The sequence below is a fragment of the Azospirillum sp. TSH58 genome (assembly GCF_003119115.1).
GTDB lineage: Bacteria > Pseudomonadota > Alphaproteobacteria > Azospirillales > Azospirillaceae > Azospirillum.
The window spans coordinates 87,373-107,928 of the sequence record NZ_CP022367.1; the positions used below are offsets into that span (position 1 = coordinate 87,373).

Below are 20,556 nucleotides of genomic sequence, written 5' to 3' on the forward strand. Positions count from 1 at the left end.
TTGCGAGGGCCCTTGGGGAGTCGCGGCGCACGGTATCGCCCGATTGGGGCGGGAGCAAGGTCAGGATAAGGGACAAAGGCGGTCCGTACGTGTGACCGGACGTACGGCCCGGCCACACGGGTACGGAGAGAAACGTACAGGCCTACGCCACCGCCAGGGTCACCGTCATGCGGAAGCCGCCGGTGGAGCGGTTTTCGGCGCGGACCTTGCCGCCGAAGGCCTCGATGTTCCGGCGCACGATCCACAGGCCGATGCCGAAATGGGTCGCTTCAGCCTGGTTCTGGGCCGCCGCGTCCTCCGGCATGCCCCGTCCCGGCTCGCGCTGGGAGAAATAGCGTTCGAAGATGCGCGGCAGGTTCGCCGGATCGACGCCCGGCCCCTCGTCCTCGACCACCAGCTCCGCCCAGGCGCCGTTGCGCGACAGACGCACGCTGACGGTGCCGTCCGGCGGGGAGAAGCTGACGGCGTTCTCTACCAGATTCTCGATGACGGTCTCCAGGATGTCCTCGCTGGCCCGCACGACCACCCCGGATTCGATGCGCGAGCGCATGTGGAGCTGCCGTTCGGCGAGCAGGCTGGTGTAGCCGCCGGCCATGCGCTCGACCAGATCGGACAGGTCCACCCGGCGGCGCGGCGGGACCAGAAGGTCGGCGGCGGCCTCGTCCATGCGCCGTCCGAAGGAAACCAGCCCGTCGAGCTTGTCCACCGACTTCTCGATCATGGTCAGGGCGCGCTGGCTGCGGTTGTCCTCGGCGGACAGGGTGCGGCGCAGCGGCTCCACCGACTGGCGGATGACCGCGATGGGCGTCTTGTAGGCGTGGGCGTTGTCCTCCGCCGCGCGGCGTAGCGACCGCGCGCTTTCGCGCAGGGTGTCGACCAGCCGGTCGAAGTCCTCGGCCACCCCGGACAGCTCCGGCACGGTGTTGCGGTTGGTGAAGGACCCCTGCCCGCCCTCGCCGATGCCGCCCGACACGATGTCGCGGGCCAGATCGCCGAAGCGGTGCAGGTTGCGCCACACCCCCAGCAGGACGGCCATCACCAGCGCCGCCATGACGATGTAGATCATCGCCGCGGCCTGGACGACCGGCGTGCTCCAGTAGGGACGCCCCAGGGAGGATTCCAGATAGCCGCCGGCGGTGTGGCTGGTCACCAGCGCCCAGCAGCCGAAGGCGGTGTTGATCGGCGTGACCGAGGTCAGAATCTCGTAGCCGCCCGAAGAGCGCGGCAGACGCAGCGCCAGCGGCTCGTTCCCGGCGCAGGAGGCGCCCAGCCGGTCCAGCACCCCCTGTTCGAGGAGTTGGTGCCGCTCGGCGTCCAGATCGTCGGTGGGCACCGAAGGCGCGGCGGCGACGTAGTAGAAGCCGTCGCTGCCCATCAGATTGTTGCCGGCCAGGGCGCGCGGCCGGACCAGCAGCTTCAGCCGTGTGTTCCCGTCCGCGAAGCGGCGCAGGATGGGGCCGAGCTGCGGCAAGGCCGCGCGGTTGGCGCGGGACAGGTCCGGCTCCAACGCGCGGGCGATCAGCTCGCCCTGCCGCTGCGCGCTTTGCAGCAGCAGGGTCTGCGTCGTGGTGTCGGCGCGCTGGAACTGATCGTAGATCAGCACCGGAACCGCGAGGAAGACGATGGTCAGCAGGGCCAGCCGGCTGGCCAGCGAATGCCACAGCCACCGCAACCGGCCGCCGGGGAAACCCGCCATGGAGAAGCCTCCCTTGGTGAGTTCCGCCCCGCCCCGCGCGCCGTCAGGCCCGCGGGCCTCAATCGGCAGCAGCGCCATCGGCCATCACATCCGCGTCGTCGTCGCGCGTGCGGCCGGTGCCGCCGGTGCCGTTGCCCCAGCGGTAGCCGAAGCCCGGATAGTTCTCGATGCAATCGAACTCGGCGTCCACCACGCGGAACTTCTGACGGATGCGCTTGATGAAGGCGCGGACGTTGGCGCGGTAGCCCGACGGGCCGTAACCGGCCAGGAAGCCCTTGCCATGCACGAGGTCGTAGATCTCGCGGTAGGACACGTCCTCTTCCGGGCGGGTCGCCATCAGCTTGACGATGTTGAATTCGGTCAGCGTCAGGTCGATGCGCTTGCCGTTCCACAGGGCGCGGCTGTTGTCCAGGCGCAGGTCGAGGTTGCCCAGCGCGTAGACGGATTCCTTCGGCCCCTCGGCCTCTTCCGGCGTGCCCTTTGAGCCATCCACGATGAGGCGCATGCGCTTCAGCAGGATCGACAGGCTGCGCGACTTCTCCACGAAGTCGAGCGCGCCGCCGGCCAGGGCGGCCTCTTCGTAAATCTGGTCCGACAGCACGGTGAGGAAGATCACCGGCAGGTCGATGCCGCGGGAGCGCATCTGGCGGAGGACGTCGATGCCGTCCATCTTCGGCATGCGCCAGTCCAGCAGGACGATGTCCACCGAGCCGCCCTCGGCGAAGAAGTCGAGCGCGGGTTCGCCACGGTCGAAGGTGATGACCTCATACCCCTCGTCGGCGAGGTTGAGGCTGAGGGATTCGCGGAACAGGTCGTCGTCGTCGACCAGCGCCACGCGGGCGACGGCGGCCTCAGTCATTGCGGACATCCCAGCCTTGGGCAAGGAGTTGAGCGAAGCATCGTTTATCGACATCTGGGACATTTTCGCTGCTCTTCATATCGTAGGAAAGGGCACGGAAGTCCTGGGAGGACGTCATGTCCATGAAGAAGAAGACTTTGAGCGAGCAATCGCCCTTAGCGTAATGCCACACCTTTGCAGGTGGCGCCTCTTCCGTTGCGGCAGGGGTGCCCAGGAGACGCCGGGTCTGGACCTGGTCCAGGCCGACGAGCGTTTCGGGGGACAGGGTGGCGGGCGGGCTGGCGCCGCCGAACGGTACGGGGGGCAGCCCCGCCACCTCTGTTCCAGCCATGGCGATGACCGCGGCGGCGGGACCGGTCCCCGGACCGTTCATCGCCGGCGTGGCCGCCTGATCCTTGCCCGCCGTCTTGACGCGCGGAGGAGCAGGCTTCGTCTTCGGCACCGGAACGGCCATGGCGGTCGGTCCGGCGGTCTGCGTTTCGGGAGGAACCGTGGTGCCGGGGCACCCGGCCAGCAGAAGAACCGCCAGCACAAGGCCCGCCTTCCGCCGCCGGCACCCCACTCCGGCGTTGGTTCCAGCCACTTCGCATATGGTACCCGTCATCGTCATCGTCGGGCCTTTCAAGCATCGTGGTTGAATTCGCGGGCGGTGTTGCTGGCCCCATGCCTGCACTTGCCGCCTCCGTGAGATCAAGGTCAGTCCAGTCTGGTTAATGTGGCGTTAAACCCCTGTTTGATACCCCCTTTTTGCGCACATTTGCGGCCAATTTTTGTTCCTACTCCTATCGATAGGTCGGATTTCGAACTAATTTGCCTATTTGTGGGCTAGATGGGAGGGCGGCGATCGCTTCAAATACCCATACTTTCCTTTGGATTATCCGGGGACGGGAAAAAAGCAGGGTGTCTGTGCGCACGGCGCGCGGCACCGTGCGCCTGGGGGCGCGAAAACCGACGGATGGGAAGGGGAAAAGGAAAGGGCGAAAAAGCGCCCAAAAACAATCGGCGGCGGAGCCACCCGGGTATGGCCCCACCGCCGGTCAGCCGGACGGGCAACAGTATCTACAAGGTGAGAATGCCGCGGAGGCGTCTCACGTGATGTTGCCGCTTGAACTCCAGCCTTCTATCCGGCCGGCGTTACCGCCGGTCGGCACTGTGCGTACAATGCTTTTCGAGCATCAACCTTCACACCCACGATCCTGCGCCCGTCCGGCGCCCTCGTCAAGACCGCTTTGACTGCGAAATGGGCTGCATTACCCAGATGGCGATACTTCCGAAGGCAATCGCCCAACGCGCACGAAGGAGGTGCCCCGAGCTTCGGCGCACCGACGCTCCTAGGCGAGCAGATTGACCGAACCGGACAGGGCGGGCATCCCCAGATCCGTCCCGCCGAGAGCCGGCAGGCTGTCCGCCGACGGCATGATTGCGGACTCCCCGCCGGGGCCCTCCGGATCGTCGGAACCGCCGTCCGTGCCGTTCGGGTCGGTCATGGCCTCAACGAAATCCTTGAGAGTCGTGCTGGACCCGAACGCCGCCTGGCGCAGTTCGTTGACGTTGTCCTGAGATTCCTCGACGATCTTGTCGTAATCCTTGAAGGACTCCCGCCGCGCCTTGCGCCGCTCTTCAGCCTGATCCAGCTCGTTGGCGGCCTTCGCCTCGGCGATGATCGATTTCGCCGTCGCAAGCACGGCCTCGACCCGGCGCCCGAACTCGTCGGCCTCGCGGTAGCGCGACATCTTCAAGTCGTTGTCGGCCATCATCCGCTGGATGTAATTGCGGATCCTGTCGCCCTGCGGGGCGCTGGGGGTGGGGTTCAGGCTGGACGCCGCCTCTGCCATCAACCGCTCGAGGTCGGTCCCCTGCCCGTCCGTCGCCTTTTCCTCGGCCTCCTCGTCGGCCTTCCCCTCGGCCCGGTCCTTTTCCTTTTCCTGCTCGGTCTTTCCAGCGGTGGTCTTTTCCCCTGACGACTCCTTGCCGTCCGCGGGCACGCCCTGGGCTGTGGCTTGCCCGGCCAGACCGGCCGCTTCCGCCGCCACGGCCTCGGCGGCGCGCGCGTCCCCGTCCTCCGCCGCCTCTTCGCCGGCGGCCATGTCCGCGGCCGTGGTGGTGCCCTCCGCGGACGCGCCGTCCGCCGGCAACGGCGGGGGCGACGGGGCCGTGGACGCATCCGGCGGCGCCCCTTCGGCCGGAGCGCCCTCCGCGGATGCGCCGTCGCCGCGGATGGTCACCGTCACATCGACGGCGATCTCCGTCTGAACCATGGTGATGGAGGTGCGCGTGGTCGTCCTCTCGATGGTGATGCCGCCGATGGACGGCGCCCCCGCCCCGCCGGGAAGCCCCATCTCCGCCGCGGCGGCCACGCCGGCGCCGTACTCCTTCGCCGCCCGTCCGGCCTGCTTGGCGAGGATTGCCGCCTCCCGCGCCAGCTGCACCAGCTTCTCCCGGTCGCCCCGGCTGTGGCGCATCATCATCTTCAGTTCATCGATCTTGCGCTCGACCTCATCCAGCCGTTGCGCGGCGACGGCCTTCGGCCCGCCGACGCGCTTGGCTTCCTCCAGCGCGTTGACCACGGCGGTGAAATTCTTCTGCTGCTCCGGAGTCATGGTGAAGGGCAGCTTCGCCTGATCGGCCTTTTCGGTCAGGATCTGCTGGGCGTCCTTGCCCTCCATGGCTTCCAGTGCGCGCTCCCAGTCCTTCTTGGCCTTCTGGAGCTGGAAAAGGCTGTTCTGGCCGTTGCTCAGAGCGGAAAAAATGCCGTTCACGGCCGCCTCCTCCGGTTCATCGGAACCTTCGCGAATTCGCGGGGAAGTTTAGCACAGTTTCGCCCCCCGTCCAATTCCGACAGCGCCCTGAGAAACGGCTCCGACAACCCCGCGTTGCCTCGCAAGAACGCAATACACACCCCGGAACTCCGATGCCCATGAAGGTGTTTGATTCCCGACATCGGACGCCGCACAGCGCGGCGAATTGCCGCAGGCTGCGGGCCGGGACACATCCGCAGCCGACCCCGAGGAGGAAAACAGATGGCAGACCGCGATACGTTGGGCACCGGCGAACCGAACCGCAAGACGCCGGACCCGATGGCGAACAGTGGATTGGGCAGTGGTTTGGGCAACGATCGTTCGCAGAACCGGGGATCCTCGGACGACATCAACCGCTTGGCGGGCGAGGCCACCGATGCCGGTCGCGACACCCTCGGCGCCGCCCAGGGCCGCATCCGCTCGCTGTTGGAAACGCAGACGGACCGTGCCGCCGACCAGTTGGGCAGCGTCGCCAACGCGCTGCACAAGGCCGCGGAGCAGTTGAACGAGGAGAACAACGGCACCGCCGCCCATTACGCCGGGCAGGCCGCCGACCGCGTGGAGCGGGTGGCCGACATGCTCCGCAACTCCACCGTCGACGACATGGTCGGGCAGGTGGAGCGCTTCGCGCGCCGCCAGCCGGAGGTGTTCGTGGGCGCGGCCTTCGCCGTCGGCTTCCTGTTCGCCCGCTTCGTCAAAAGCTCCGGAGAGCGGCGATTTCGCGGCGCGTCGTCGTCGCACCTGACCGGCGGCTATGGGCGCCATGACCGCGGCCGCCGCGACCATGATCAAGACCATCACGACTACCGCGACTTCGGTCTGCGGGGTGCGGACCGCGCCGGGCAGGAGGCCCTGCGCACCGACCACGATCTGGCCGGCCATCGCCGGACCGGGGTTGGAGGGTTCGGCAGTTCGGCCTCCACGGAAGGCGCCGGCACGGCGGGTCCGCGGTCCGGCCTGTCGTCCGGCATCGCCTCCTCCGGCATGACGTCGGCGACGGCCATAACGGCCGCGGGCGGCGGCGCCGGCCACAACCTGGAGAGCCCGCGTCCGCTGAACGCCGCCACCGCGGCGACCACCGCCGCCCGCACCCGTGACGCCGCCGAAATGGTCGCCGGCACCACCGCCCCGAGCGCCACGCACGGCAGCACCACCGAGCCGAAGCCGGCGTCCGGCACGCCGATCCAGGGGATCAAACCATGAGCGCTGCGGAGGACCGTTCCTACGATCCGCGGCAAGACCGACCCATCGCCGGCCTGTTCGCCGATCTGGCGCGGGAGACCACCAACCTCGCCCGCACCGAGATCGAACTGGCCAAGGCCGAACTGACCGAGAAGGCCGGACAGGCGGCGGGCGGCGCGGCCTATGTCGTCGCCGGGGGACTGATCGCCTTCGCGGGCGTTCTGGTCCTGCTGGCCGCGGCGGTGCTCGCCCTGTCGAAGGTGGTCGAGCCCTGGCTGGCCGCCGTCATCGTCGGGGCCGTCGTGCTCGTCATCGGCGGCGTGCTGGCGATGATCGGCAAGAAGCGGCTCAGCCCGGAAAATCTCCAGCCGCAGCGCACGATCCAGACGCTTCGGGACGACAAACGCTGGGCCCGCTCCCAGCTTGCCCGATGAGCGGCGGCCCCCCGATGAGCGGCGGACCAATGAACGGCGGTGAGAAGGGGCGCGGAACGCCCCGCGACTACGACGCGATGCAACGGGAGATCCGCGAACGCCAAGCCCGGATCGGCGACACGATCCAGGTCCTGAAGCGCAAGACCGCGCGGCTCGCTCCCCGTCACCTGATGGAGCAGACCATGAACCGGATGCACACCACCCCCGGCGGTTACGGCGAACGCGCCCAGGACCGCTATTACGAACCGATCCGCAACCAGACCCACGAGCGGTCCCATTCGGTCGGCGAGACCATGCGCAGCAACCCGATCCCGCTCGCCATGATCGGCATCGGGCTGGGCTGGCTGGCCCTGACGGCCTCGGGCTACGACCGGCGCATCGCGCGCAGCGGCGCGATGCACAACGTCCGCGACCGCGCCGGCAGCGCCGCGCAGTACGCCCGCGACACCTTCTACAGCGCCGGCCACAGCGTGCGCGACGCCGCCAGCCAAGCCTACGAGCGGGCCAGCGACGCGGCGAGCCACGTCTATGAGCGGGCGAGCGACGCCGTGGACGAGGCCGGCGACCGCGTGCGCGGCTTGGCCGACCATGCCCGCGACCGGGCGCACGACCTGACCGACCACGCCCGCGACCGGGCGCACGACATGCGCCGGGACGTGAGCAGCCGCGTGGAAAGCCACATCGGCAACCGTGGCCGCGACCTTGGCGCCGCCGGCCATGTGCGGGCGTCGGACCGGCTGCACAGCGCCACCGGGCGTTTCTGGGAGATGGTGGACGACCATCCGGTGGTGGCCGGCATGATGGGAGTCGCCCTTGGCGCCGCGCTGGGCGCCAGCATCCCGTCCTCCCGCTATGAGGACCGCTGGGTCGGCGACTACGCCGACGAGGCGACGCACCGCGCCAAGGAGATGGCCATCGACGCCATGGACCGCGGCACCCGCGCCGCCCGCGCGGCGGTCGAAGCCGCCAAGGAAGAGGTCGGCGATGCGGTGAGCGCGGCCAGCGACGCGGCTCGGGAAGAGGTGCGCAAGCCGGGCTGATCCGGTCTCGCTCACGGCTCCCTTCGGGTTCCACGCTGACTGCACCGGCCCCGCGGCCTCGACCGCGGGGCCGGTTTTTCTTTCTCCGACCGGCACGCATGGTTTCCCACGGCCGGGCGCCGTCCGCGACAGTTCGCCGCAGCGTGCGCCGGGTGCAGTCCTGCCATCCTTATACCCGAGTGTTTTTCCCGGTTATCCGGCACCGGTTCCGCTTGACAAAGGTCCTATGATGGCCACTTAATCAGGACCAATTTAGTCCTGTATCGGGGTGGTCATGATCCGGCTGAGCAAGCTGACCGACTACGCCATCGTCGTGATGAGCGAAATGGCGCGCCATGTGGGCACGGTTCACACCGTCTCCCATCTGGCGGAGCGCACGGGCGTGCCCTCCCCCACGGTCGCCAAGCTCATGAAGACGCTGACCCCGGCGGGCCTCACGACCTCGCACCGCGGCGCCGCGGGTGGTTATGCGCTCAGCCGCGCCGCCGATGCAATCTCTATCGCCGAGATCATCACGGCGCTCGACGGCCCGATCGCGCTCACCGCCTGCGTGGAGGGCGGCGACAGCCAGTGCGGCGTGCAGCGCCTGTGCCCGATGCGCGGCGGCTGGGAGAAGGTCAACAGCGCCATCCGCGGCGCGCTCGAACAGGTGACGCTGGCCGACATGATGGGACCGCCCGCCTGGGCGGAGGGCCCACCCGGTCCGCTCGACAGCATTGGAGCCGGCCCCAGCCCGGCACGGCGCGCCGCCGTTTGACGTTTCGGCGCCTTCATCGGACAACGCTTTCAGGGAACGAGAGACAAGCATGGCCGCCACGACCGAAACCGTCGAACAGGTCCGCGCCGTCACGGAGCAGAAGTACAAGTACGGCTTCACGACGGACATCGAATCGGATGTCGCGCCCAAGGGCCTGAACGAGGACACCGTCCGCTTCATCTCCGCCAAGAAGGAGGAGCCGGAATGGCTTCTCGAGTGGCGCCTGAAGGCGTTCCGCGTCTGGCAAGAGATGGAGGAGCCGCGCCACTGGGCGAAGCTGTCCTACCCGCCGATCGACTACCAGGACGCGCACTATTACGCCGCGCCCAAGACCAAGGACCGCCCGAAGTCGCTGGACGAGGTCGATCCCGAACTGCTGAAGACCTACGAGAAGCTGGGCATCCCGCTGCGCGAGCAGGAGATCCTGGCCGGCGTCGAGGGGGCCGAGGGCAAGAGCCCGGCCATCGCCGTGGACGCCGTGTTCGACAGCGTCTCGGTCGCGACCACCTTCAAGGCCAAGCTGGAGGAGATGGGCATCATCTTCTGCTCCATCTCCGAGGCCGTGCACAAGTGTCCGGAGCTGGTCCAGAAGTATCTCGGCTCCGTCGTGCCCTACACCGACAATTTCTACGCGACGCTGAACTGCGCGGTCTTCACCGACGGCAGCTTCGTCTACATCCCGAAGGGCGTGCGCTGCCCGATGGAGCTGTCGACCTACTTCCGCATCAACCAGGCCAACACCGGCCAGTTCGAGCGGACGCTGATCATCGCGGACGAGGGCAGCTACGTCAGCTATCTGGAAGGCTGCACGGCGCCGCAGCGCGACGAGAACCAGCTCCATGCCGCGGTGGTCGAGCTGGTGGCGATGGACGACGCGCAGATCAAGTACTCGACGGTCCAGAACTGGTATCCCGGCAACGCGGAGGGAGTCGGCGGCATCTACAACTTCGTGACGAAGCGCGGCGCCTGCCGCGGCCGCAACTCCAAGATCTCCTGGACGCAGGTGGAAACCGGTTCCGCCATCACCTGGAAGTACCCGAGCTGCATCCTGCAGGGCGACAATTCGGTGGGCGAGTTCTATTCGGTCGCCATCACCAACAACTTCCAGCAGGCCGACACCGGCACCAAGATGATCCACATCGGCAAGAACACCCGCTCGACCATCGTGTCGAAGGGCATCTCCGCCGGGCGTGCGCAGCAGACCTACCGCGGGCTGGTGAAGATCCTGCCGAAGGCGGAGGGTGCGCGCAACCACACCCAGTGCGACAGCCTGCTGATCGGCGACCAGTGCGGCGCCCACACGGTGCCCTACATCGAGAACCGCAACCGCACCGCCCGCGTCGAGCACGAGGCGACGACCGCCAAGATCAGCGAGGACCAGCTCTTCTACTGCCGCCAGCGCGGCCTGTCGGAAGAGGACGCCGTGTCGCTGATCGTCAACGGCTTCTGCAAGGAAGTGCTGAAGGAGCTGCCCATGGAGTTCGCCGTGGAAGCCCAGAAGCTCGTCGGCATCAGCCTCGAAGGCAGCGTCGGCTGACCGCCCACCGTATCGCGAAGGAAGAAGAAACGATGATCGAGATCAAGAACCTGCACGCCACGGTGGACGGCAAGGAAATCCTCAAGGGCATCGACCTGACGATCAACCCGGGCGAGGTGCACGCCATCATGGGGCCGAACGGCTCGGGCAAGAGCACGCTCAGCTACGTGCTGGCCGGCCGCGACGGCTACGAGGTCACCGAGGGCTCGGTGAGCTTCTTCGGCAAGGACCTGCTGGAGATGGAGCCGGAGGAGCGCGCCGCCGCCGGCCTGTTCCTGGCCTTCCAGTATCCGGTCGAAATCCCCGGCGTCGCCAACACCACCTTCCTGAAGTCCGCCCTGAACGCCATCCGCAAGAAGCGCGGCGAGCCGGAGCTGGACGCCATGCAGTTCCTGAAGCTGGTGCGCGAGAAGACCAAGGCGCTGAGCATGACCGACGAGATGCTGAAGCGCGCGGTCAACGTCGGCTTCTCCGGCGGCGAGAAGAAGCGGAACGAGACGCTCCAGATGGCCGTCCTCCAGCCGACCTTCGCCATCCTCGACGAGACGGACAGCGGCCTGGACATCGACGCGCTGAAGATCGTGGCCGAGGGCGTGAACGCGCTCCGCTCGCCGGAGCGGTCGATGCTGGTCATCACCCACTACCAGCGCCTGCTCGACTACATCGTGCCGGACCATGTGCATGTGCTGGCCTTCGGCAAGATCCAGCGCTCCGGCGGCAAGGAGCTGGCGCTGGAACTGGAGAAGAACGGCTACGCCGAGTTCGGCGTGAACGAGGCGGCCTGACCATGGCGACGACAACCCTCACGAAGGCGCCGCGGGGCTACGACCCGGCGGCGGCCAAGCCCTTCCTGGAGCAGTTCGACCGGGTCAGGGACGGCCTGCCCGGCGGCGGCCTGTCCTGGCTGAATGACCTGCGCGCCCAGGGCCGCGCCCGCTTCGCCGAACTCGGCCTGCCGACGGTGAAGAACGAATCCTGGCGCTACACCAACCTGCGCGCGCTCGACAAGCTGGCCTTCCAGCCGGCGGCCGCGACCGGCGAGGCGGTCCGCTTCGACGTGCTGCCAACCGTGCGCACGGACGGCGCGACCGGCCCGCGGCTGGTCTTCGTGGACGGGCGCTTCCGGGCGGAGCTGTCCTCCACCGCCGGCCTGCCGGCGGGGGTTGAGCTTCTGAACCTCGCCGACGCCCTGGCGCGCAAGCCCGATCTGGTGGCCGAGCATCTGGGCCGCATCGCCGCCCCCGACGACCAGACGCTGGTCGCGCTGAACACCGCCTTCCTGGCGGACGGCCCGGTGCTGCATGTGCCGCGCGGCGTCACGGTGGAGGAGACGATCGAGCTGGTCTTCGTCTCCGTCGGCACCGAGGCGCAGCCCACCGCCTTCCACCCGCGCGGCCTGATCGTCGCGGAGGCGGACTCCCGCGCCGTGATCGTCGAGCATCATGTGGGCCTGGGCTCCTGCACCACCCTGTCGAACGGCGTGACTGAGGTCTTCGTCGGCGCGGGCGCGTCGGTCCACCACTACAAGGTCCAGCGCGAGCACACGGACTCCTTCCACCTGTCGCACACCGCGGCGAAGGTGGCCGGCAAGGGCGTCTACGACAACTTCATCCTGACCATCGGCGCCAAGCTGTCGCGCAACGAGGTGAACAGCGTCCTGGACGGTGAGGAAGGCGACACGCATGTCAGCGGCGCCTACATGGTGCGCGGCGGGCAGCATGTCGACACCACGACCTTCATCGACCACGCCAAGCCCTGCTGCACCAGCCGCGAGGTCTACAAGGGCGTCATCGACGACCAGGCCCGCGCCGTCTTCCAGGGCAAGATCATCGTTCGCCCCAACGCGCAGAAGACCGACGGCTACCAGCAGAACCGCGCGCTCCTGCTCTCCGACACCGCGGAGATCGACGCGAAGCCGGAGCTGGAGATCTACGCCGACGACGTGAAGTGCAGCCACGGCGCCACGGTGGGCGAGCTGGACGACGACCAGCTCTTCTACCTGCGCGCCCGCGGCATCGACAAGGACACGGCGCGCGGCCTGCTGATCGGCGCCTTCCTGTCCGAGGCGCTGGAGGAGATCGCCGAGGAGAGCGTCCGCGACGCCTTCCAGAGCTACGTCGCCAACTGGCAGAACGCGCGCTGAGGGACCCGGACATGGACACCCAGATCACCCTCCCCGCATCCGCCCCCACCTTCGACGTGGAGCGCGTCCGCGCCGACTTCCCCATCCTGTCGCGCTCCGTGCACGAGCGGAAGGGCAAGCCCGGCAAGCCGCTCGTCTATCTGGACAGCGCCGCCTCCGCGCAGAAGCCGCGGCAGGTCATCGACGCCATGACCCGCTTCCTGGAGGAGGATTATTCCAACATCCACCGGGGCGTCCATTTCCTGTCGCAGACCGCGACCGACCAGTTCGAGGAGGCCCGCCGCAAGGTCGCCCGCTTCCTGAACGCCCCGTCGGAGCGCAACATCGTCTTTACCCGCAGCGCGACCGAGGCCGTCAACCTCGTCGCCCACAGCTACGGCCGGACCTTCCTGTCGGAAGGCGACGAGATCATCGTCTCGGTCATGGAGCACCACGCCAACATCGTGCCGTGGCAGCTCCTGCAGATGGACAAGGGCATCCGCATCAAGGTCGTCCCGGTGGACGAGCACGGCGTGCTGGACCTGAACGCCTACGAGGACCTGCTGTCCGACCGCACGAAGCTGGTGGCGATGACCCACTGCTCCAACGTGCTGGGCACGGTGACGCCGGCCAAGATCATCGCCCGCATGGCGCACGAGCGCGGCGTGCCGGTGCTGTTCGACGGCAGCCAGGCCGCCGTGCACGGCGTGGTGGACGTGCAGGACATCGACGCCGACTTCTACATCATGACCGGCCACAAGCTGTACGGCCCGACCGGGACCGGCGTGCTGTACGGCAAGTACGACCTGCTCAAGAAGATGCCTCCCTACCAGGGCGGCGGTGACATGATCGAGAGCGTCAGCTTCGAAGGCACCACCTTCAAGGCTCCCCCGTCCCGCTTCGAGGCCGGCACCCCGGCCATCACCGAGGTCATCGGGCTGGGCGTGGCGCTGGACTACATGGAGACGCTGGGCCGCGAGGCCATCGCGGCGCACGAGCACGACCTGCTCCAGTACGCCACGCAGCAGCTTTCCCAGATCGACGGCCTGCGCGTCTACGGCACCGCGCCGGGCAAGGGTCCGATCATCTCCTTCACGCTGGAGGGCGTGCACCCGCACGACCTCGGCACCATCGTGGACCAGTACGGCGTCGCCGTGCGGGTCGGCCGCCACTGCGCGGAGCCGCTGATGGAGCGTTTCGGCGTCGGCGCCACGGCGCGGGCCAGCTTCGCCCTTTACAACACGCGGGCGGAAGCCGACGCTCTGGTCGAATCGGTGATCGCGGTGAAGGAGTTCTTCGGAGCATGATGGACGAACTGCGCGAGCTGTACCAGGAAGTGATCCTGGACCACGGCAAGAACCCCCGGAACTTCCGGCATCCCGACGATGCCAACCGGGAGGCCAAGGGCGAGAACCCCATGTGCGGCGACCGCTTCATGGTCTATCTGAAGCTGAAGGACGGGGTGGTGGAGGATGTGGCCTTCCAGGGCCGCGGCTGCGCCATCTCCACCGCCAGCGCGTCCATGATGACGGAGGTGGTCAAGGGCAAGACCGAGGCGGAGGCCAAGGCGCTGTTCGAGACCTTCCACGACCTGTGCACCAAGGACGACCACGAGCATGGCGACCACGGCCCGGTGGACGAGGACGCCATGGAACGGTTGATGGTGCTTTCCGGCGTCCGTCAGTTCCCGGTGCGCGTGAAATGCGCCACCCTCGCCTGGCACGCGATGAACGCGGCCATCGAAGGCGAGGACAAGGCGAGCAGCGAGTAAGTTGCAGGAAACGGTGAAACGCGATGCCCGATGACGCGATCTCCCCCGATGAAGCGATCTCAAAGGACGCCGACGCCGTGGAGGCCAAGCCGATGAACCAGACCGAAGCGGACATGGCCGCGGCCAAGGCCGCCTACGATCCGCGCGCCGCGCTGAGCGAGGCGGTGATCTCGGCGCTGAAGAGCTGCTACGACCCGGAAATCCCCGTGGACATCTGGGAGCTGGGCCTGATCTACCGCGTCGACATCGGCCCGAACAACGAGGTCGAGATCGACATGACCCTGACCAGTCCCATGTGCCCGGTGGCCGGCGAACTGCCGATGCAGGTGCAGCAGGCGGTTGAGTCCGTCGAGGACGTCACCACATGCAAGGTGGAACTGGTTTGGGAACCGCCCTGGCGCCAGGACATGATGTCCGAGGTCGCGCGGGTCCAACTGGACATGTTTTAAGGAGGCGAAGATCCCCATGGCCACGGCTTCTACGGCTTCTTTCCCCAAGGCCCTCTCCATCACCGACGCCGCCGCAGAGCGCGTGCGCATGCTGATGTCGAAGGCGACGGACGACTACATCGGCCTGCGCATCGGCGTGAAGGCGAAGGGCTGCTCCGGCCTCAGCTACGACGTGCAGTACGCCAAGGAAAAGATGAAGTTCGACGAGGTGGTGGAGGACAAGGGCGTCACCGTCCTGATCGACCCCGCCGCCGTGATGTTCCTGATCGGCAGCGAGATGGACTACGTCGACGACAAGTTCCAGACCGGCTTCGTCTTCAAGAACCCGAACGAGAAGGGCCGCTGCGGCTGCGGCGAGAGCTTCCACGTTTGACCGCCCCCGCCTCTCCCGCTTCCGGCGGGAGAGGCGGCGAGCGCCCGGCATCCGTTGGAACGCGCCGGTTACGCTTTGTCGATGATGCGCATCGACGCGATGATTCGATCCACCTCCGGCGCGTATTTCGGACGGTAGTGCAGCCTCGCGCCCTGGTGCGCGACCATGTACAGCTTGCCGTTCTTCTGAACCAGGACCGCCACACCATCGCGATCCAGTTCATCCTCTCCTGAGAAGGAGAAATCGAGGCGAATTCCCTCGCCGCCGGACACCGTCTGCGGCTTCAGCGAGCGGACCGTGAAGACCTTGGCCTTGAAGGATTTGGTGAAGGCCGATTCAAACAGGCTGCTCAAATCCTCGGTCGGCATGCCGGCCCGGTAGACTGGCGGCTTTTCGTTGCTTCCGGCGATGTTGAACAGGGGCTTACCATCTTCGATCCCTGCGGCGAGGATCAGCAGATCCAGCTGTTCGCCATCGACCGTCCAGAAATCCAGATTCCCCGTGTCGGCCGCCCCCAAGGCCGTGATCCGGTTCCACTCGATGCCCGGTTCGACGGTCATGCCGCTGCGGACGGTCACCTTTTCCGTGGACGGGACAAGCGCATAGTGCACGCAGCCGGACAAAGCCACCAGGGCGTACAGCACGGCCAGGGTGCGGATTACAAACTGCGGCATACGGATCAACTCCCCAGGGCGATGTAGCTTTGAATGAGGTCGCGGTCCGTCGCCCGTGGCGCGAGCGACAGATAACGCTGGAAGGCTTCCGCCGACGGTCCCCGTTCTCCCTGCTGGCGCAGGACGAGGCCAAGGCCGCGCCAGGCTTCCGGCGGAGCGTCCGGCGTGGCGACCGACCGTTCGTACCAGCCCCGCGCACGGCCCAGATCCCCGTTCTCGGCGCGGAGACGGTGGACCTCGCCGTAGAAATGCATGATGTCCGCGTCGGGTGGGATGTCGGAACAGAGCTGGTCGAGCAGGACCAGCGTGCGCGGAAACTGGCGCATCCGCAGTTCATCCTCGAACAGCGTCCGGCGCAGGCCCCGCAAATTTCTGCGGTAGGGCTCGGCCCCGTCGGTCTGCCCAGGCTGGGCCAAGCCGGTTGCCTTCGCCTTCAGTATCGCCTGCCGCTCCTCCGGCTCCGGGTGCGACGCGAAGAAGATGTTGCGCTCGGCTTCCTCCGCCATCGCCTTCTTCTCGGCGACCAACTGCTCCCAGACGCGCGCGGCCTCTCCCGGCGCATAGCCGGCCTTCGCCATGAGATGGATGCCAATGTCGTCGGCCTCCCGCTCCTGGTCGCGGGAGTAGGAGAATATGCTGGCGAGCAGAGCCATCTGGGTCAGGCTTCCCACCGCGGGGATGCCGGCCAGGGCCAGGCCGAGACTCAGGAACGCCCCGAAATCCGCCTTGGCCCGTGCATCACGCCATTTCTGCAACGAGTGCTTCCGCAGATAATGCCCGATTTCATGACCCAGAACGGCGGCCAGCTGGGCCTCGTTGCGGGTGCGCAGAAGAAGGCCGGAGTAGACCTGCATCATCCCGTTCGGCGCCATCGATGCGTTGAACACCGGCGTGCGCACGATATAGACCCGGATATCGGCACAGTGGTCCGCGGTCATGCGGCACACGATGTCGCGCAGATAGGTGTTCACGGCCTCGTCTCGCACCAGGGCGCGGGAGCGCTTCACGTCGCTCTCCGTCCGGTCCATCACCTGCCAGAGCCCGCCCTCATCCGTCGCCGCGGACGGCCGGTAGCCGGGTGCGGTGTTGCCCTCGCCCGTTCCGGTGGTCGTGCAGCCGGTCAGTGCCAAAGCGGAACAGCAGCCGCAGCCCGCAAGAAAGCTCCGGCGATGCATTGTCTGGCGCCGCATGACAGTCATTTCGGGAAGTCCGCCAGCAGCACCTTCGCGGTTTCACGCGCCGGTTCCACGGTGCGCAGATCGCCGGCACCGCGCATCAGCCGGTTGAACCAGACAATGTTCCCGGTTTCGAGATCCACCAGCGACGCGAAGCCGACCTGTGATCCGCCCTGCACCCCGACGCCCAGCACCGCCGCCGCGACCATCAGGGCGACGCGGCCGCCACTGGCGTAGCTGTCGCGCACCCAGACGAACAGCGCGTAATCGGCACCGGTCGCCTCCTTCAACGTTCTGGCGGTGGTTCCCAGGGTCCAGTCGAAGGTGCCGCGCTTGGTCGGCAGTTTCTTGACGTCGAAGAAGTGGTGGATCATGGCCGAGGTGCCGACCTTTTCATGCAGCCTCTGCAATTGATGCAGGGTGTCCACGACCTCCGGATTGGCCTTGCTGTCATCGAAGGCGGCGATGCTCAGTCCCAAATCCGCCTGTTGTTCGTCGAAAGCCACGGACAGGTGACGACGCGCCGCCTCGGTCCATTCGGCCTTCGGCTCATTCATTCCGGCTGCCGACAGCTCGCTGAGCTCAACGTCAAGAGGCATCAGCACAATCCGGGTGCTGTTGCCCGGGCGTTTGATCGTTTCGACATGCTTTACGCTGGATTGACAGGCGGATACCAGAACCACCGCCACAAGAACAGCCAGAACTCTGCCGAACACTGAAAGCGCGGGAAACGATCGACCGGACACGCGATGGCTCCATCATACTGGGATATTCATACCAAAAGCATTACTTCTTTCAGTTCTATGTATCATTAAGGGCAAAATCAACAGATACCGCCACCTGTGGTCACCACCTGCATGTCCCGCCGGACCAAGGCGCAATGGATGCGTCTTGCCCCTGTCCAACGCCCCTCCGCGTCCCCACTCTCCATGCTAGAGTCCGTCCCCGCGACGCCGACACGGCCAAAACAAGGTTAGAGAAAAGCCCCATGGACAAAGGCACGCCCAAGGCCATCCGCCTGCAGGACTACCGCCCGCCCGCGCATCTGATCGACACGGTCGATCTGTTCTTCGACCTCGGCGAGGAGGTGACCACGGTCCGCGCGCAGCTCGGGCTGCGGCGCAACCCGGCGCGCGACGACGCGGCGGCGCTGCCGCTGACGCTGGACGGGCAGCGGCTGGAGCTGGTGTCCGTGGCGCTGAATGGGCAGCCGCTGGGCGATGCCGACTACACCGTCACGCCGGACCATCTGACCGTCCACAGCGTGCCGGAGACCTTCACGCTGGAAACCGTCGTCCGCATCAAGCCGCAGGAGAACACGGCGCTGGAGGGGCTCTACAAGTCCTCAGGCAACTTCTGCACCCAGTGCGAGGCCGAGGGCTTCCGCAAGATCACCTATTTCGCCGACCGGCCCGACGTGATGGCCCGCTACACCACCACGATCACGGCGGACAAGGCGCGCTACCCGGTGCTGCTGTCCAACGGCAACCTCGTGGACTCCGGCGACCTGCCCGACGGGCGCCACCGCGCGGTGTGGGAGGACCCCTTCCCCAAGCCCTGCTACCTGTTCGCCCTGGTCGCCGGCAGTCTTGTGCACCAGGAGGACCGCTTCCGCACCGCGTCCGGCCGCGACGTGACCCTGCGCATCTATGTCGAGCCGGGGAACGAGGACAAGGTCGACCACGCCATGCGCTCGCTCATCAAGTCGATGCGCTGGGACGAGGAGGTGTTCGGGCTGGAATACGACCTGGACATCTTCAACATCGTCGCCGTCGGCGACTTCAACATGGGGGCGATGGAGAACAAGTCCCTCAACGTCTTCAACACGAAATACATCCTGGCCAAGCCGGAGACCGCCACCGACCAGGATTTCCTGGGCATCGAGGCGGTGGTGGCCCACGAGTATTTCCACAACTGGACCGGCAACCGCGTCACCTGCCGCGACTGGTTCCAGCTCTCGCTGAAGGAGGGGCTGACCGTCTTCCGCGACCAGGAATTCTCCAGCGACATGAACTCGCGGGCGGTCAAGCGCATCGCCGACGTGCAGCGCCTGCGCACCGTGCAGTTCCCGGAGGATTCCGGCGCCATGGCGCACCCCGTGCGCCCGGACAGCTATGTGGAGATCAACAACTTCTACACCCCCACCGTCTACGACAAGGGGTCGGAAGTCATCCGCATGTACCACACGCTGCTGGGGCCGCAGGGCTTCCGCAAGGGCATGGACCTGTACTTCCAGCGCCACGACGGGCAGGCGGTGACCTGCGACGACTTCGCGGCGGCGATGTCCGACGCCACCGGCGTGGACCTGACCCAGTTCAAGCGCTGGTACCGGCAGGCCGGCACGCCGGAGCTGGACGTGTCCGGGGCCCATGACGAGGCGGCCAAGACCTACCGGCTGACCGTCCGGCAGACCGTGCCGCCCACCCCCGGCCAGCCGGTGAAGGAGCCGATGCACATCCCGCTGGTCACGGGCCTGCTCGGTCCGGACGGGGCGGACCTGCCGCTGCGCCTGTCCGGCGAGGCGGAGGCGACCGGCACCAGCCGCACCCTGCACATCACCGAGGCCGAGCAGACCTTCACGTTCGTCGACGTGCCGGCACGCCCGGTGCCGTCGCTGCTGCGCGGCTTCTCCGCCCCGGTGAAGCTGCGGGCCGACCTGACGGACGGCGACCTGACCTTCCTGATGGCCAACGACAGCGACGCCTTCAACCGCTGGGAGGCCGGGCAGACGCTGGCCACCCGCCTGCTGCTCTCCCTGGTCGCCGACCGGCAGGCCGGGCGGGACCTTGCGCTGCCCCAGAGCTTCATCGACGCGGTGGGCGCCGTCCTGAAGGACGCCGACCAGGACCCGGCCTTCGCCGCGCAGGCCCTGGTGCTGCCGACCGAGAGCTACCTCGGCACGCAGATGGAGGTGATCGACCCCGACGCCATCCACGCCGTGCGCGAGTTCGCCCGCCGCCGGCTGGCCGAGGCGCTGCGGCCCGGCTGGCTTGAGACTTACCGCCGCAACGCGGGCAACGAGCCCTTCTCGGTGGACGCCGCGGCGATCGGACGGCGGGCACTGAAGAATCTGTGCCTCGCCTATCTCATGGCGCTGGAGGACGAGGAGGCGCTCAGCCTCTGCCTCGGCCAGTATCGCGGCGCCCAGGCGATGACCGACGTGATGGCGGCCCTGCAGTTCCTCAGCAATTCCAACGCGCCGGAACGGGACGAGGCCATCGCCGGCTTCTACGAGCGCTGGAAGGGCGAGGCGCTGGTCGTGGACAAGTGGTTCGGCGTGCAGGCGACCTCGCACCGTCCCGACACGCTGGAGCGGGTGACGGAGCTGCTCGCCCACCCCGCCTTCGAGATCCGCAACCCGAACAAGGTCTACGCCCTGATCGGCGGCTTCGCGGGCGGCAACCCGGTGCGCTTCCACGACACCAGCGGGGCGGGCTATCGCTTCCTGGCCGATCAGGTCCTCCGGCTCGACCCGATGAACCCGCAGGTCGCGGCCCGCATGGTCGGGCCCTTCTCGCGCCTGCGCCGCTACGATGCGACGCGCCGTGCCCTGATGAAGGCCGAGCTGGAGCGCATCGTCGCCACGCCGGGCCTGTCGCCGGACGTCTTCGAGGTGGCGAGCAAGAGCCTGGAGGCCGCCGGCTGACCCGAAGCGGCCTGCCCCAGAGGCGGGTTTGCCCAAAAGGAAA

Annotated in this window: 19 protein-coding genes; 12 read left to right on the top strand and 7 right to left on the bottom strand. The window is 67.4% G+C overall.

The genetic code is table 11. The annotated features are described in order from the left end of the window. Nucleotides 1-142 precede the first annotated feature (142 nt). The 4 genes from TSH58p_RS22005 to TSH58p_RS34205 form a co-directional block, all read right to left on the bottom strand. Nucleotides 143-1,696: a HAMP domain-containing sensor histidine kinase gene (locus TSH58p_RS22005; RefSeq protein WP_247873973.1), complete on the bottom strand. Its 1,554-nt coding sequence runs from the start codon at nucleotides 1,694-1,696 to the stop codon at nucleotides 143-145. 58 nt (nucleotides 1,697-1,754) lie between these two features. Then, on the bottom strand, nucleotides 1,755-2,555 hold the full coding sequence (locus TSH58p_RS22010; RefSeq protein WP_040134068.1) for a response regulator transcription factor: 801 nt from the start codon (nucleotides 2,553-2,555) through the stop codon (nucleotides 1,755-1,757). After that, nucleotides 2,548-3,087, bottom strand: a complete 540-nt coding sequence (locus TSH58p_RS22015; RefSeq protein ID WP_109069574.1) for a hypothetical protein — start codon at nucleotides 3,085-3,087, stop codon at nucleotides 2,548-2,550. The genes TSH58p_RS22010 and TSH58p_RS22015 overlap by 8 nt, the downstream gene beginning before the upstream one ends. 799 nt (nucleotides 3,088-3,886) lie before the next feature. Continuing rightward, a complete protein-coding gene (locus tag TSH58p_RS34205; RefSeq protein WP_109069507.1) occupies nucleotides 3,887-5,314 on the bottom strand; it encodes a hypothetical protein in 1,428 nt (475 codons plus the stop codon). A 261-nt stretch (nucleotides 5,315-5,575) separates the two neighbouring features. On the opposite strand from TSH58p_RS34205, the gene TSH58p_RS22025 reads away from it, so the two are divergent. From TSH58p_RS22025 to TSH58p_RS22075, 11 genes are all read left to right on the top strand, one after another. After that, entirely contained in the window at nucleotides 5,576-6,556 is a 981-nt protein-coding gene (locus TSH58p_RS22025; RefSeq protein ID WP_109069508.1) for a hypothetical protein, read from the top strand. Then, the gene (locus TSH58p_RS22030) at nucleotides 6,553-6,969 is read left to right on the top strand and encodes a phage holin family protein (RefSeq protein WP_109069509.1); all 417 of its coding nucleotides are present in this window, start codon (nucleotides 6,553-6,555) and stop codon (nucleotides 6,967-6,969) included. Before TSH58p_RS22025 ends, TSH58p_RS22030 begins: the two co-directional genes overlap by 4 nt. A 14-nt stretch (nucleotides 6,970-6,983) precedes the next feature. After that, nucleotides 6,984-8,009 (top strand): hypothetical protein, encoded by a 1,026-nt coding sequence (locus TSH58p_RS22035; protein ID WP_247873974.1) that lies wholly within the window; start codon nucleotides 6,984-6,986, stop codon nucleotides 8,007-8,009. A 274-nt stretch (nucleotides 8,010-8,283) separates the two neighbouring features. Beyond that, nucleotides 8,284-8,766 (top strand): SUF system Fe-S cluster assembly regulator, encoded by a 483-nt coding sequence (locus TSH58p_RS22040; RefSeq protein WP_109069511.1) that lies wholly within the window; start codon nucleotides 8,284-8,286, stop codon nucleotides 8,764-8,766. A gap of 49 nt (nucleotides 8,767-8,815) precedes the next feature. Next, complete coding sequence (sufB, locus tag TSH58p_RS22045; protein ID WP_109069512.1) at nucleotides 8,816-10,303, top strand: Fe-S cluster assembly protein SufB; 1,488 nt, start codon at nucleotides 8,816-8,818, stop codon at nucleotides 10,301-10,303. A gap of 32 nt (nucleotides 10,304-10,335) precedes the next feature. Next, the gene (gene sufC / locus TSH58p_RS22050) at nucleotides 10,336-11,088 is read left to right on the top strand and encodes a Fe-S cluster assembly ATPase SufC (protein ID WP_109069513.1); all 753 of its coding nucleotides are present in this window, start codon (nucleotides 10,336-10,338) and stop codon (nucleotides 11,086-11,088) included. A 2-nt stretch (nucleotides 11,089-11,090) separates the two neighbouring features. Continuing rightward, entirely contained in the window at nucleotides 11,091-12,446 is a 1,356-nt protein-coding gene (gene sufD, locus TSH58p_RS22055; RefSeq protein ID WP_109069514.1) for a Fe-S cluster assembly protein SufD, read from the top strand. An 11-nt stretch (nucleotides 12,447-12,457) separates the two neighbouring features. Continuing rightward, nucleotides 12,458-13,732: a cysteine desulfurase gene (locus TSH58p_RS22060; protein WP_109069515.1), complete on the top strand. Its 1,275-nt coding sequence runs from the start codon at nucleotides 12,458-12,460 to the stop codon at nucleotides 13,730-13,732. Next, nucleotides 13,729-14,196, top strand: coding sequence for a Fe-S cluster assembly sulfur transfer protein SufU (gene sufU / locus TSH58p_RS22065; RefSeq protein WP_109069516.1), 468 nt, complete (start codon nucleotides 13,729-13,731; stop codon nucleotides 14,194-14,196). The genes TSH58p_RS22060 and sufU overlap by 4 nt, the downstream gene beginning before the upstream one ends. Before the next feature lie 23 nt (nucleotides 14,197-14,219). Next, the gene (locus tag TSH58p_RS22070) at nucleotides 14,220-14,645 is read left to right on the top strand and encodes an iron-sulfur cluster assembly protein (protein ID WP_199230094.1); all 426 of its coding nucleotides are present in this window, start codon (nucleotides 14,220-14,222) and stop codon (nucleotides 14,643-14,645) included. Nucleotides 14,646-14,661: 16 nt separating this feature from the next. After that, the gene (locus tag TSH58p_RS22075; RefSeq protein WP_109069517.1) at nucleotides 14,662-15,018 is read left to right on the top strand and encodes an iron-sulfur cluster assembly accessory protein; all 357 of its coding nucleotides are present in this window, start codon (nucleotides 14,662-14,664) and stop codon (nucleotides 15,016-15,018) included. Between the two features lie 68 nt (nucleotides 15,019-15,086). Here TSH58p_RS22075 and TSH58p_RS22080 read toward each other — a convergent pair whose 3' ends face one another. Genes TSH58p_RS22080 through TSH58p_RS22090 form a run of 3 tightly spaced genes read right to left on the bottom strand, consistent with a single transcriptional unit; the run spans nucleotide 15,087 to nucleotide 17,613 of the window. Further along, nucleotides 15,087-15,692 (bottom strand): hypothetical protein, encoded by a 606-nt coding sequence (locus tag TSH58p_RS22080; RefSeq protein ID WP_109069518.1) that lies wholly within the window; start codon nucleotides 15,690-15,692, stop codon nucleotides 15,087-15,089. Nucleotides 15,693-15,697: 5 nt separating this feature from the next. Further along, nucleotides 15,698-16,882: a M48 family metallopeptidase gene (locus tag TSH58p_RS22085; protein WP_162600078.1), complete on the bottom strand. Its 1,185-nt coding sequence runs from the start codon at nucleotides 16,880-16,882 to the stop codon at nucleotides 15,698-15,700. 5 nt (nucleotides 16,883-16,887) lie between these two features. Continuing rightward, nucleotides 16,888-17,613 (bottom strand): hypothetical protein, encoded by a 726-nt coding sequence (locus TSH58p_RS22090; protein ID WP_146205851.1) that lies wholly within the window; start codon nucleotides 17,611-17,613, stop codon nucleotides 16,888-16,890. A 242-nt stretch (nucleotides 17,614-17,855) separates the two neighbouring features. Here TSH58p_RS22090 and pepN point away from each other — a divergent pair, with 242 nt between their 5' ends. Beyond that, on the top strand, nucleotides 17,856-20,513 hold the full coding sequence (pepN, locus tag TSH58p_RS22095) for an aminopeptidase N (protein WP_109069521.1): 2,658 nt from the start codon (nucleotides 17,856-17,858) through the stop codon (nucleotides 20,511-20,513). The last annotated feature ends 43 nt before the right edge of the window (nucleotides 20,514-20,556 follow it).

Bases quoted from the DNA above. Each gene is read 5' to 3' on its own strand.
- sufU (WP_109069516.1), top strand. From the start codon at position 13,729: ATGATGGACGAACTGCGCGAGCTGTACCAGGAAGTGATCCTGGACCAC.
- TSH58p_RS22010 (WP_040134068.1), bottom strand. From the start codon at position 2,555: ATGACTGAGGCCGCCGTCGCCCGCGTGGCGCTGGTCGACGACGACGAC.
- sufC (WP_109069513.1), top strand. From the start codon at position 10,336: ATGATCGAGATCAAGAACCTGCACGCCACGGTGGACGGCAAGGAAATC.
- TSH58p_RS22080 (WP_109069518.1), bottom strand. From the start codon at position 15,692: ATGCCGCAGTTTGTAATCCGCACCCTGGCCGTGCTGTACGCCCTGGTG.
- pepN (WP_109069521.1), top strand. From the start codon at position 17,856: ATGGACAAAGGCACGCCCAAGGCCATCCGCCTGCAGGACTACCGCCCG.
- TSH58p_RS22025 (WP_109069508.1), top strand. From the start codon at position 5,576: ATGGCAGACCGCGATACGTTGGGCACCGGCGAACCGAACCGCAAGACG.
- TSH58p_RS22040 (WP_109069511.1), top strand. From the start codon at position 8,284: ATGATCCGGCTGAGCAAGCTGACCGACTACGCCATCGTCGTGATGAGC.
- TSH58p_RS22030 (WP_109069509.1), top strand. From the start codon at position 6,553: ATGAGCGCTGCGGAGGACCGTTCCTACGATCCGCGGCAAGACCGACCC.
- TSH58p_RS22005 (WP_247873973.1), bottom strand. From the start codon at position 1,696: ATGGCGGGTTTCCCCGGCGGCCGGTTGCGGTGGCTGTGGCATTCGCTG.
- TSH58p_RS22070 (WP_199230094.1), top strand. From the start codon at position 14,220: ATGCCCGATGACGCGATCTCCCCCGATGAAGCGATCTCAAAGGACGCC.
- sufD (WP_109069514.1), top strand. From the start codon at position 11,091: ATGGCGACGACAACCCTCACGAAGGCGCCGCGGGGCTACGACCCGGCG.
- TSH58p_RS22035 (WP_247873974.1), top strand. From the start codon at position 6,984: ATGAGCGGCGGACCAATGAACGGCGGTGAGAAGGGGCGCGGAACGCCC.
- sufB (WP_109069512.1), top strand. From the start codon at position 8,816: ATGGCCGCCACGACCGAAACCGTCGAACAGGTCCGCGCCGTCACGGAG.
- TSH58p_RS22060 (WP_109069515.1), top strand. From the start codon at position 12,458: ATGGACACCCAGATCACCCTCCCCGCATCCGCCCCCACCTTCGACGTG.
- TSH58p_RS22075 (WP_109069517.1), top strand. From the start codon at position 14,662: ATGGCCACGGCTTCTACGGCTTCTTTCCCCAAGGCCCTCTCCATCACC.
- TSH58p_RS22085 (WP_162600078.1), bottom strand. From the start codon at position 16,882: ATGCGGCGCCAGACAATGCATCGCCGGAGCTTTCTTGCGGGCTGCGGC.